This window comes from Shewanella waksmanii (assembly GCF_043643685.1).
Lineage (GTDB): Bacteria > Pseudomonadota > Gammaproteobacteria > Enterobacterales > Shewanellaceae > Shewanella > Shewanella waksmanii_A.
Genome location: NZ_JBHZSN010000007.1, coordinates 211,323 through 224,290, shown reverse-complemented (window position 1 = coordinate 224,290; position 12,968 = coordinate 211,323). Strand labels below are relative to the sequence as shown.

9 protein-coding genes are annotated in these 12,968 nt (G+C 44.0%); 5 read left to right on the top strand and 4 right to left on the bottom strand.

Annotated elements, in window-relative coordinates:
- Positions 1-133: 133 nt before the first annotated feature.
- Positions 134-1,111 carry an oxygen-dependent tRNA uridine(34) hydroxylase TrhO gene (gene trhO / locus ACHUFW_RS13195; protein ID WP_394203727.1) on the bottom strand — a complete coding sequence of 326 codons (978 nt, stop codon included), beginning with the start codon at positions 1,109-1,111 and terminating at the stop codon, positions 134-136.
- 217 nt (positions 1,112-1,328) lie between these two features.
- Here trhO and ACHUFW_RS13190 point away from each other — a divergent pair, with 217 nt between their 5' ends.
- Positions 1,329-1,997 carry a glutathione S-transferase gene (locus ACHUFW_RS13190; RefSeq protein WP_394203725.1) on the top strand — a complete coding sequence of 223 codons (669 nt, stop codon included), beginning with the start codon at positions 1,329-1,331 and terminating at the stop codon, positions 1,995-1,997.
- A 154-nt stretch (positions 1,998-2,151) separates the two neighbouring features.
- Here ACHUFW_RS13190 and ACHUFW_RS13185 read toward each other — a convergent pair whose 3' ends face one another.
- On the bottom strand, positions 2,152-4,044 hold the full coding sequence (locus ACHUFW_RS13185; RefSeq protein WP_394203723.1) for a choice-of-anchor I family protein: 1,893 nt from the start codon (positions 4,042-4,044) through the stop codon (positions 2,152-2,154).
- Between the two features lie 290 nt (positions 4,045-4,334).
- Between ACHUFW_RS13185 and ACHUFW_RS13180 the strand changes: the two genes are divergently transcribed.
- The gene (locus ACHUFW_RS13180; protein WP_394203721.1) at positions 4,335-5,549 is read left to right on the top strand and encodes a multidrug effflux MFS transporter; all 1,215 of its coding nucleotides are present in this window, start codon (positions 4,335-4,337) and stop codon (positions 5,547-5,549) included.
- A 486-nt stretch (positions 5,550-6,035) separates the two neighbouring features.
- Positions 6,036-6,698, top strand: a complete 663-nt coding sequence (locus ACHUFW_RS13175) for a 2OG-Fe(II) oxygenase (protein ID WP_394203719.1) — start codon at positions 6,036-6,038, stop codon at positions 6,696-6,698.
- Positions 6,699-6,784: 86 nt separating this feature from the next.
- Here ACHUFW_RS13175 and ACHUFW_RS13170 read toward each other — a convergent pair whose 3' ends face one another.
- The gene (locus ACHUFW_RS13170; RefSeq protein WP_394203717.1) at positions 6,785-7,345 is read right to left on the bottom strand and encodes a sugar O-acetyltransferase; all 561 of its coding nucleotides are present in this window, start codon (positions 7,343-7,345) and stop codon (positions 6,785-6,787) included.
- A 177-nt stretch (positions 7,346-7,522) separates the two neighbouring features.
- Between ACHUFW_RS13170 and ACHUFW_RS13165 the strand changes: the two genes are divergently transcribed.
- Complete coding sequence (locus ACHUFW_RS13165) at positions 7,523-8,548, top strand: AraC family transcriptional regulator (RefSeq protein ID WP_394203715.1); 1,026 nt, start codon at positions 7,523-7,525, stop codon at positions 8,546-8,548.
- Between the two features lie 100 nt (positions 8,549-8,648).
- Positions 8,649-10,718: an alkyl/aryl-sulfatase gene (locus ACHUFW_RS13160; RefSeq protein WP_394203714.1), complete on the top strand. Its 2,070-nt coding sequence runs from the start codon at positions 8,649-8,651 to the stop codon at positions 10,716-10,718.
- A gap of 37 nt (positions 10,719-10,755) precedes the next feature.
- On the opposite strand, the gene ACHUFW_RS13155 is transcribed toward ACHUFW_RS13160, so the two are convergent.
- A complete protein-coding gene (locus ACHUFW_RS13155) occupies positions 10,756-12,708 on the bottom strand; it encodes a BCCT family transporter (protein WP_394203713.1) in 1,953 nt (650 codons plus the stop codon).
- Between the last annotated feature and the right edge of the window lie 260 nt (positions 12,709-12,968).

Here is a 12,968-nt window from a genome sequence, read left to right as displayed (position 1 = left end):
AGTTCGCTTAACTATTGATTTCATAACACTCTCCAAAAAAGGTTTGAAAAGTGTCAACGTTATTTAGGACGGGTCAAAGTAAAAAATAAAAGCCGCGATTGCGGCTTTTTAAAATTGGTTTATCAACTAAAGACTAACCTTTTTGCCGATTTTGTTTAAGCTTTATTTTTTCGCCGCGGCGCTTTTTAATCACGTAATTGACATCACTACCGATATGGCTTTCGCCGCGTTTTGCTGCTAGTTGCACCTGCTTTTCTCTTTCTGCAAATCGTTGTTTCTGCTTGTCAGATATCTGGTCAATACAGTGTGGACAGCTAATGCCTTTTACGTAATGTTCACTCTGCTTATCTTGCTCACTGATGGGTAAACGGCAAGCATTGCATTGGTCATACTCACCTTTTTCTAAACCATGGTTAACAGACACGCGGTTATCAAATACAAAACACTCCCCCTGCCACAAGCTATCTTTTTGCTCTACCTCTTCCAGGTATTTAAGCACACCACCTTCAAGATGGTAGACCTCATCAAAGCCCTGCTCTTTTAGATAAGCAGTAGACTTTTCACAACGAATGCCGCCAGTGCAGAACATGGCCACTTTCTTATGTTTTTGCGGATCAAGGTTGTTTTTAACGTAATCCGGAAATTCTCTAAAGGTTTTAGTTTTAGGATCAACGGCATGCTTAAAGGTACCGATATCGACTTCGTAATCATTGCGCGTATCAATTAACAAAACATCGGGATCTGAAATCAACTGATTCCAATCTTTTGGTTTGACATAAGTCCCAACCACTTTACGGGGATCAATACCTTCTACCCCCATTGTCACAATCTCTTTTTTCAGTTTAACTTTGGTGCGATAAAACGGCATGTTATCGTCAAAAGACAGTTTATAAACAATATTTGCTAAACCGGGTTGAGAGTCCAGCCATTGCAACAACTGGTCTATTGCCGTTTGGCTTCCAGCAACAGTGCCATTAATGCCTTCTTTGGCTAATAACAGCGTACCCTTGATATCAAGACTTTCCATCTTAGTTAATAACGGCGCTTGAAGCTGCTCATGATCTTTGAGACTAACAAACTTATATAACGCACAAACGACAACTTTTGACATAACACCCTCTTTGCTGGCTGAGGCTTAATCCCCAGTGCATTGACACATAGATCACAAATTAAGGCGCAAATTCTAACTAGATCACAGCGTCAAAAACAGAGATAAAAAGTAAGGTTATTAAAATTAATCTAACTTCATGCTTGAGCAGATAGGGGGAATCACGCAAAAATAAGCTACCATTTGACGCAATTATTTTAGATTAAGCAAGGAATAGCCGGTGCCAAGCCAAACAAGTCATGCAGCTCAACAGCCCATTTTATATTCATTTAGGCGATGTCCATATGCTATGCGGGCACGCCTTGGGCTATTACTAGGAAAACAGCAGGTACAACTAAGAGAAATCATTCTTAAATACAAACCACAAGCTATGCTCGATGCCTCTCCCAAAGGCACGGTACCAGTTTTGATACTTAACAGTGGCGAAGTTATCGACGAAAGCCTTGATATCATGCTTTGGAGCCTACAGCAGCATGATCCCGATAATTTACTATTAGCAGGTACACCTAAACAGGAATTGGCTCAAGCGCTAATCGCAACCAATGACAACCAATTTAAGCCTTGGTTAGATAAATACAAATATGCAGACCGTCATCCAGAGCATGACGAAAGCTATTATCGTCAACAAGGTGAAAGCTTTATTGCCCAACTCGAATCACTATTGCGCAAACAAGATAATCTATTAGGAAGCTCGGCCAGCATTGCCGATTTTGCGATATTTCCGTTTATCCGCCAATTTGCTCATGTCGATCGTAACTGGTTCTTTGCCGCCGACTACCCCAATGTGCAACGCTGGTTAACTGCGCACATCAACAGCGAAATATTTACTCAGGCAATGCAAAAATACCCGCAATGGCTAGATGACCCAAGTGTTATCACTTTTGGCTAGCTTTTGCCTTACTTAAACAAAAAAACCAGTGTCTAATACCAATCAGTATAAAACGACACTGGGCTTTTTAGTTCGCATTCTGGTTGTCAATAATACCAATGAGCTAGACTACCTCGATGCTCTTTACGTTATAGACTGACGCTTTAGATTGAAGTTAAAGCGTTAGCTGATAAACCGCTGTTGTGCCGCTAACTTCATTACCAATAACCAGTAGTGGTGAATCTGTTGGGCTATCTTTTGCCGCAATAAACTTCATTCCTTCAGGGCCTAAGTCACCGGCGAGCTCAGGTGTACCAGAGATATCTTCACCATCAATTTCAAACTCGACGGAGAAGTCACGATTAACCACATAATCAATAAATTGCACCGCAAATGGGTTACTGATATCAAATATCATAAAGCCCGATGTACGCTCTAAGCCAACAAATGCATAGTGCTTACCGCCAATCTCACCAATGGCTAATGCTTCAGGCTCTGCACCTTTATCATCACTGCGGCTGTCGCCCTTGCTTTCTTCATTGTGATTGTTAAAGTTTTTACCCAGCACAGCGGCAGTAATACGAGTAATTTGATTACCACTATCAAACACTAAGTTGCCTGAGGTATCCCAAATAGAGAAAGAGCGGCCGCCATAAGCAACAATTTGGTCATAGTCGCCGTCACCGTCGGTATCCCCCATCGAAGTGGTCACTTTCAATCTACCCAATTGGGTCTTATCTTGGGCTGCAGCAAACTGCGGATGATTAGGATCTAAGATAAGATCATCAGCACGCACCTCTTCAGAAAAGCCACTGTAATCTCGAGCATCACCTTCGTTTGCAGAGACAATGAAATTCGCACCATTCCATTGGTAACTGGCGATAGTATCAGGCTGATACATACCAAAAACGCCCGTATATGCCTGAATGTTGATGGCATCATCTTTGTCACTGGCATCAATCGCGTTTTCTAGTAAACCAAAATCTTTTAAACCAAGCGGTAAAATTGACACAACAGTGAGCTGCTCAAGGTCAATCACCGCAATAGCATTGTTTTCTTGTAAACTCACATAGGCTTGACGATTATCTTGAGCAACAGCAATGTACTCAGGCTCTAGATCTTGCGCTATGGTTGCATCAGGCCCATTGATCTTAATCTTGTCACTTAGCTCGTCATGCCTAGCTTGGCCTTGATTAAAATCGCTAAAACCTATTGAACTTGCGACATCAGCAGGCACACCATTTGTTACGGCAATGACCGACACACTGCCTTGTGGATCTAGCGTATAGGCATCATTTGGCTCACCTTCATTGGCAACGATCACCTTGCTACCATCATGGCTAAACACCACATTGTCTGGTAACACGCCCACTTCAACGGATTTAACTAGGCTAGGTTGTGCTTGACTATCTAACTGATAAAACGCAACAAACCCGTTTGCTTGCTTACTATTACCTTGGCCGTCGCCTCGCTCGATAGCCACGGCTAATAAATCGTCATAAATAGCTAAGCTATTTACTCCACCTAAATGCGCTAACCCCAAGTCAGTTGCAACATCAATTTGTGCCACTTTAGCAAGGTTGTTCAATGTATATTGCTGCTCGGGTGCTACTGTATCAGCGATCAAACCGCGGCCATCAATGATATCCACTTGACCACTTTGCGCATTAATCACGAAAATATGCTGTGAAGCTTTATGAAAATCAACAATCTCAGCGGCGCTTTGTCCAAATACACCTGATTCATATCGGCCTATTAACTGAGCCGAAAGCTGGCCTGCTGCACCATGGCAGACGGCTTGTGTTTGACTGCTATCAACTTCATCGGCATCTAAAATGTCATTCGCATTTACATCCAAGCCTGTTTCAATTAACTGGCCACCAAATGCACATTGCTCGCTGCCAACAGCAAGCTCAGTGACAGTCACTAAACTGTTTAACCCATTGCTACCGTCTACGCCGTTAGTACCATCAATACCATTGGCGCCAGCGGCACCATCATCGCCGTCACAAGCGGTCAGTAATGTTGATGCAACAATAATAGACAATATGGTTTTGGTCGTTTTCATTTTTATTTCCCTAAGGTTTCTTGATTTGCCAATTGGCCCGATAAATTCGCTCAATGTAGAGCCTTAGTAAGAAAGTAAAATGAAACAAAGGTGACACTTTTAATACAGGGATTTAACAAGCGTTGCACAGGTAGAAACCATCAAGCCTTTTGTTACAAAATAACCAGACAAATATACGCAACACCGATGGCTAATTCATCATCATAGGCGTAGACTTAACGACCTCTCAGAAGTTACTGCTCTCCAGTAATTCATCTTTTACTTTCATCGATAATTCACAAGAGGTATGAGTGAACAGCGATCCGATCTCCAAAACTCCATCAACACCTGAAATCAACATCAACCTAGCATTACTTATTCCTATGCTGTCAGCGATCGTGGCTATTACCCCGCTTGCCATCGATCTATACCTTCCTGCTATGGCAACCATCGCCAGTAGTTTTCACACCGATATTACGATGGTGCAGCAATCTCTCAGTATCTATTTAGCGGGATACGCAGTGGGTATGTTGACCTTTGGCCCCTTAGCAGACCGCTTTGGGCGACGTCCGCTAGTGATATTAGGCCTAACTGGTTTTGCTCTAACCAGCTTAGTATTGGCCTTCGTCAACAATATTGAGTTATTCCTAACATTGCGATTTGTTCAAGCCTTTATCGGCGCAGCAGCGACCGTTGTGGTGCCGGGCTATATCAAAGAAGTTTATGGCGAAAATACCGCGAAAGGCATGTCTTATGTCAGTTTAATCATGATGCTGGCACCGCTAATAGCGCCCAGCATCGGTAGCCTGATCCTAGAGTTCGGTGAGTGGCACCTGATCTTCTTTATTTTAAGTTTCTATGCATTTGCGCTACTGGCTTTGGTGTTTATCAAACTCAAAATGCCAAGCGATGCCAACCACGCGCTGCGTAGCCAAAAATCTTTCTTTGGCGCTTACGCCGTGGTATTTACCAAACCCGGCGTGAAACTGCACATTACCAGTGGCGTGTTAACTTCATTCGCGTTCTTCTGTTATCTAACAGCCTCTCCATTTGTGTACATGGAGGTGTTTGGCCTAGATAAATCACTGTTTGCATTACTCTTTAGCACAAACGTTGGTGCACTAATGCTTGCCAATATCATCAACACTAGGATTGTTGGGAAGTATGGTTCACGGCGGATGTTGAGGGCCGCGACGATACTTGCCACATTTGCAGGCTGCGCCCTATTGAGTGTTAATCTGCTGGGGCTAAGCTACCACTATACTGTGGCTGCATTAATTCCTTTTATGGGTTTTCTTGGCATTATGTCGGTCAATGCTGACGCGATAGTTCTAATGAAGTTTCAACAGGAAACGGGAACGGCAACTGCGGTTATCGGTACCTTGAGATTTGGCTTTGGTGCCCTTGCAGGTCCATTATTGGCGTTATTTTATACTGGTACGGCTGTGCCCTTTTCTGCCCTTATGCTTGGCGCAGTCATCCTTGTCGGTATCTGCCAATTTGCGAGCCGTAAAACTAGCAACTAACCGCGAGAAATCTGCGCTGCTCAATCCTCACTTCGGCCTGGATTGGAATAAGATTATATTTCGTTGATCGTAGGACGTTTCGAATTTTCGCGGTTAAATTACGTTCGGATAGGGACGCCCAGTTAAAAGCATTTTAATCGCAACGAGTGGTGGACGGTTAGTTGTTTGCCTAGCACGCTAAGCAAAATACCACTCAACAAAGAGTAAAACACTTTTCGCTGACCTCTGAGGGCAGTATTTGTGGATCCTTTTTACTAGATTATCGGCCTATCAAGTAGCGCGACTGCCTATCAAAACCCCTGTCTTATATCAAAAGCTCTGCTTATAACGAAACCTCTATTTTGTATGAAAAACCAACAAAATGTTGCAAAAAAATCAGCTCAAAACAATCAACATACCCTAATCAAATTTCACTTGCTCAGTTTAATTTTCCTGCTAATATCGCGCTCCGTTTTTAACAGCGCTGTACTAATAGGTAGTAAAACCATGCTCACTCAAAGAGTGAACCAATCAAAAACGGGGTTATCGCTATTTGCCGATATCGCCCAAGATATTCAACACAAAGGCTTCAGTATTCGACCTGCTGCTTTGCCCTATCCTCTAGCATTAGCATTAAGCGAGCATGTGCAACAGATGTCTGATGCTAAATTTAAACGTGCGGGTATAGGCCGAGAAGAGCAACTTAACGTGAATGATTTTGTCCGCACTGATGAAATTAGTTGGATTAATGGTGAAACGCCGGCGGGCTTAGCTTGGCTACAATGGTCTGACTCTTTAAAAGACTATATGAATCAGCAACTTTATTTAGGTCTATTCTCCTTTGAAAGTCATTTTGCCCATTATAAACCTGGGGATTTCTATAAAACCCATTTAGATGCCTTCAAGGGACAAAGCAATCGGGTGTTAACGGTTGTGGTTTACCTGAACCAAGATTGGCATCAAGATGATGGTGGTGAGCTTGTCATATACACCGACGGCGAACAAGCCAGTCAATCTATCAAGGTGACGCCAGAATTTGGCACAGTAGTGGTATTTTTAAGTGAGGAGTTTCCTCATCAAGTACTGCCCGCAAAACGCGATAGGTACTCAATTGCTGGTTGGTATCGCATCAATAACAGTGTTGGCAATCAGATCGACCCACCAAGATAACCCGCTATAACATTACGCGGTGAGCGCCTCACTCACCGCAATGCATTTAATTGTCAGCTGGGACTTTTAATTATCACATAGAACTTTTAATTATCACATGGGACTTGGCCGATCACCTTAGCAGGGTTGCCAGCAATAATAACATTGTCAGCAAAGTTTTTAGTCACCACCGCACCTGCGCCCACCACAATATTGTTCCCTAAGCTGACACCGGGCATTATCGTCACATGACCGCCAATCCAGCAATTGTCACCTATGGTGATAGGTTTTGCGTATTCCACCCCTTTATTGCGTTCAACAGGGTCTATTGGGTGACAAGCCGTATAGATGCCAACCTGTGGCCCAATAAAACAATTGTCACCTATGGTAACTGGGGCACAATCGAGGATCACCCCAGCAAAATTCATATAGAAATTTTTACCCACGGTGATATTGCAGCCATAGTCACAATTAAAGTGAGGTTCAATAAATGCGCCATCGCCACAGTCACCAAAAAGTTGCTCCAGCAACGATGACCGGACCGTTTGCGTACTATCGTTTGCATTAAAGCGCGCTACCAACTGCCGTGCTTTGTTGCGTAATGCACAAAGCTCATCATCACTGGGATCGTACATCTCTTGTGAGATCATTTTTTGAAATTCAGACATCAATACACCTTAAGTCTATTGTTTTTACTATTAATAACACATTGACTGGCCGTGACGAGTTTACTAAGCGGTATTTGTGATCATCAAGACTAAGGCAGACGGCTTTAAGTCCAACACTTGCTGCATAGCAAACTTGCCGTATATGATAGTCCCCTAACTGACTAATAATATTATCAATTGACGCACACGGCTTCGCACAAAACATACAGTACTATTGCCGCATGGTCCCTCGCTATCGCTCGGGCGTTAGCGGCTGCAGGTGTTCCGCCAGATACAGTATTTAATGAGTCTGGATTAGATTTAACTAAGCTAGAAAATCAACCTAAATCTCGTATTGCCATTGAGCATATGACCCAGCTTTGGTTGCTATCAGAGCAAGCCACCGACAACGAAGCATTTGGCTTAACGGTAGGTCAATATGCCTATCCCATACACTTTAGCGAATTGGGTTCTCTACTGGTAAATTGTGCAACCCTGAGAGCAGCATTTGAGGTGCTACCTGATTACGCGAGCTTAGTGAGTAACTCTGCCGCCATAAGCCTGCAGCGCACTCCCACATTAATTGGCTTTACTATCACGCCCTTGAACGGTGTCGACATTAGCCACTTAGCCATTGACGCTTTTTTTTCAAGCTTAATGCTCCATGGTAAGCAGATGATTGGTCAATTGCCGTTTGTGCGTAAAATTGACCTGCAGCGACCAAAAGCCAATCACCCCACGCACTGGGAGCGTTTTTTTCAATCTCCAGTTTGCTTTGAACAACCGCAAAACTGTATGTGGATGGACCGCAGTTTATTAGAGCACCCAGTCGCTAACCGCAGCCAACATACCGCCATCGCAAAAGAGCAATCTGTGCGGCAGTATTTAACCAAAATGCAAGCATTAAGCTGGCGCGAAAAAACCAGTCAGGGCATCCATACTTTATTAGTCAATCAACAACCAACTGCCGCTAAAGTCGCACAAATGTTCAATATCAGTGAGCGAACATTAAGCCGACATTTGCAAGCTGAGCAGTGCAATTTCAGGCAACTGCTGAACCAAAAACGCCATGAACTTGCACATCACTATCTTGCTAATACCAATATAGAAATCAATACATTATCCGAGACCTTGGGCTATACCAGTGTCAGCAACTTTAGTCGCTCGTTTCAGCGTTGGAGCGGACAAAGTCCAGCCGCCTATCGCAAACATTACGACCAATAATCTCAAAACTCCACGTAATGTATTTTGGCGAAAAATGATAAAAGTCAGGTTGCAAAAATGTAATAACTTGGGGTGCATTGTTAATTGATGGACTCGGATTATGTTTACAACTCAGTTCAATAAAAACCAACAACACACCTGCTCAATCTACTGGCTAAACAAAACCCTATTAAATAAAAAGGTTAAATATACTCGTATTCCGCTAATTGTCAGTTTGGCACTTTTTGGTATCACCGCCTGCGGCCAACAGTCTCCTAAAACACTGGTGCTCGACACCGAAGTTGATGAACATGGCTTCAGTGCGGCCAGCGAGCACACCATCAAAGCCAATCAAGCCGTTTTACAACAACTGCCTTTCGATAATCAGCAAGACTTTGAAGATGCTAAACGTGGCTTTATCGGCAGGCTACCCGAGTTACACGTACAGGATCAGCAGGGCAAAACGATTTGGAAACGCAGTGATTATGACTTCATCGACCAAGCAGCCCCCGCGAGTGTTAACCCTAGCTTATGGCGTCAAGCCAGGTTAAATAATCTTGATGGTTTATTTGAAGTCACAGAGGACATCTATCAAATTCGTGGTTTTGATTTGGCCAACATGACCATTATTAACGGCAATAGCGGCTGGATCATTGTCGATCCGCTCACCACAACTGAAACCGCAGCTGCCGCTATGGAGTTTGTTAATCAACAGCTCGGACAGCGGCCAATCAGCGCCATGATATTTACCCACAGCCATATGGATCATTTCGGCGGTGCATTAGCACTGATTGATGACAACAACCAAGCACAAGTTCAAGTGGTTGCCCCGGAGGGCTTTATGCACGAGGCCACCAGCGAGAACATTATGGCAGGTACCGCAATGAGTCGCCGTGCCATGTTTATGTATGGTAAGCAGCTTCCTCGTTCAGCGCGTGGACATATCGACTCGGGGCTTGGTAAAGAACCAGCATTTGGCCAATTCGGCATCTTGCCACCGACAGCAACCATCAATGAAGATAGTAAGATGCGTATTGATGGCGTTGAGTTTGAATTTCAGATTGTCTCTGGCACAGAAGCCCCGGCAGAGATGACATTTTACTTGCCCCAATATCAAGCTTATTGCGGCGCAGAACTCGTTTCTAAAAACATGCATAACCTTTATACATTACGCGGCGCCAAGGTGCGCGACGCATTAGCATGGAGTCATGCTATTGATGACGCCATTGATGCACAAGCAAACGCGAAAGTTTATTTTGGCAGCCACCATTGGCCAATATGGGGCGCTGACAATATCGCCCAATTTTTAACAACTCAACGTGATACCTATAAGTATATTCATGATCAGTCCGTGCGCATGCTTAATGCCGGCTTTACCCCGGCAGAAATTGCCGAAGCTATGGAGATGCCACCGAGCTTATCACAAACTTTTTCAAGTCGTGGTTACTACGGCACGGTAAAGCATAACGCCAAAGCCGTTTATCAAGCCTATTTAGGCTGGTATGACGCCAACCCTAGTCATCTTGACCCTCTGCCCCAAAGTCAATCAGCAGCTAAATACATTACATTGATGGGTGGTACAGATAAGGTATTACAAGCGGCGACAACCGCATATCAGCAAGGTGAGTATCGCTGGGCAGCAGAGCTGCTTAATCGCTTGGTATTTGCCGATACCAATAATCAACAAGCAAAGTCATTGCTTGCCAATACTTACGACCAACTTGGCTATCAAGCAGAATCAGCCCCTTGGCGAGATGTGTATCTGACTGGCGCCTATGAGCTTCGCAACGGAAGTCCTGAAGTGGGTATCGATTTAAGCTCTATGAAACATATTTTGCTTCACTCTCCCGTAGAGAACTTTTTACAATCAATGGCTACACGAATAATCGGCCCAGATGCATTCGGCAAACAGTTAATCATCAACCTTAATTTTACCGACTTAGAACAAAACTACGTGTTGAGCCTCGACAATGCCGTACTACATCATCGCGCCGCACCAAAGTCTGCTAGCGCCAATGCAACATTAGACATTAGCCATGAACTATTCGTCGACATCGTCATCGGCAACGCTGATATCAGTGATTTACTGTTTTCAGATGAACTGAGTATCAGCGGCAGTCAGCTCGATTTAATCAGCTTTCTTACACTACTGGACAAACCGAAAGGAACATTCCCAATAGTTACCCCGTAAGCCTAAAAAAGAAAAGCCGCTAAATGCGGCTTTTTAATTAATTTGAACCATTCAATCTCGCTTGAATCGCTAACTTGGCTTGCTCTTGTGCGAGTAACAGCTCCTCTTGCTCTTTGCTTCGCATCATCAAATCAAAGGCAACTCTAGCTTGCTGCGCCTGCTCAGAGGCGACTAATTTCGCTTGCTTGGCTTTGATTGCCTCATCGCTAAGCTGCTGCAATTGTTCAAGTAATTCACAAGGCGCTTCACCCATATCACTGCCGCTTTCGCCGCGCGACAGGGCTTCTTTACGTAGCTGCTTTTTGAGTTGCCAAATGCTGTCATTAATCTCACGCTCAACATTTGCAGCCGCTATCGCATTATCTCTTGCCACTTCAAATCTTCCTAATGCTTGGCCTTCTTTACTCCAAGGGTCAACATCTGGTAGATCGGAAATATTGATCACAGGGTCGACATAGTCATCTTGATGAGTAAGGTCTAATACCGCGGCTTTTACTCCTGATATCATGAGTAATACCGCTATCACCAGTAATGGTAAGCCACCCACAATAGCAGCGGTTTGCAAGGTAGCAAGTCCACCCATAAACATCAGTGCAGAAGGCATTAGCGACAAAGTAAACGCCCAGAACAATCGATTCCAGCGCAGCGGATCTTCGGTAACATTATTTTGAACCACCGAGGCCAGAATATAAGAAATAGAATCAAAAGTGGTTGCAGTAAAAATAATACACAATACCGTGAACAGCGCGATCACCACCGTACTTAGTGGCAGCTGTTCAAGTATGGCAAAGATAGCCCGTGTCGCACCTTGCTCGTTTAAAATACTGACCACATCGAGTTGACCAGAAAGTTGCAAAGACAATCCATAGTTGCCCAAAATAACAAAATACATCGCACAACCTAATGAGCCAAAGAACACCGCGCCAGAGATCATTTGCTTGATGGTGCGACCACGAGAGATCCGCGCGACAAAAAGGCCCATACTTGGCGCAAATACTAACCACCAAGCCCAGTAGAAAATGGTCCAGTCCTGGGGAAAGTGAGTATCTTCAAAGGTTGCTAAACCACCAAATGGCTCAGCCCATGTCGCCATCACAAAGAAGTTTGAAAGCATTCTGCCTACTGAATCTAAGCCTGTTTCCAACATGAAAATAGTTGGGCCACAAACCAGTACAAAAATCAGTAATACCAAGGCGCCCCAGAAGTTAATATTACTTAGGATCTTAATGCCTTTGTCCATGCCCTTATAGGCTGAATACGCGAAAATAGCGGTACACAACATCAACACCCCCACCTGACTGCTGGTGGTAGTGGGAATGTCAAACAAATAACTGATCCCCTCATTGATCAATGGCGCGGCCAAACCCAATGTCGTCGCCGCACCACCCAATAAGCCAAAAATAAACAGAATATCGATCGCCTTACCCAATTTACCCGCACTATTTGCTTCACCTATCACAGGCATTAACGCAGCCGATACCTTAAGTACAGGTTGTTTACGCACATAGTAAAAGTAAGCAATTGGAATGGCGGGGATCATATAAATACACCATGCAATGGGTCCCCAATGAAATAACCCGTATGTGGCCGCCCAGCGAATCGCTTCCTCACTTCCCGGTGCTAGTTGAAAAGGCGGGTTTTGGTAATAGTAGGCCCACTCAATCGTTCCCCAGTACAAGATACTGGCGCCTATACCACCACAAAATAACATTGCAGCCCAAGAGGCTAACGCAAACTCAGGTTTTTCATCGGCATCACCCAATTTAATTTGGCCGATGTCAGAAAAAACAATGTAAATCATAAACACAAAGGCTGCCAAACCAAGGGCTAGATAAGCAAAACCCAGCTTGTCAGTCATAATTGTTTTAGCAACGGCGATCCAATCAGCACCTTGCTCGGGAAACAACAATAACGGCGTCACAACAGCAAACAACAAAGCTAATGCGCCAAAAAAAGTTGGCTTATCTATTAGCTCAAATGATTTGTTCATTTTTCCAATTCCAAAACAACAACAGCAAATTTAAGTAAAAGCGCACCACAGTGCCACGCACCAAAATAGAGACTATTTGGGCGTAATTAGCGAGTAAAGCAAAAAGCGATGTGATGAGCGTATTGGTCGTGCAGTAATCCTGAAAGCCACTCACAATACCGATTTGTGAGCCGGCGACAAAATAGAGCTAAATGGCGATAAAGTCGACAAAATAATTTTGTTATCGAATCGATTTTGAGATTGCGATCACACACCGCTAA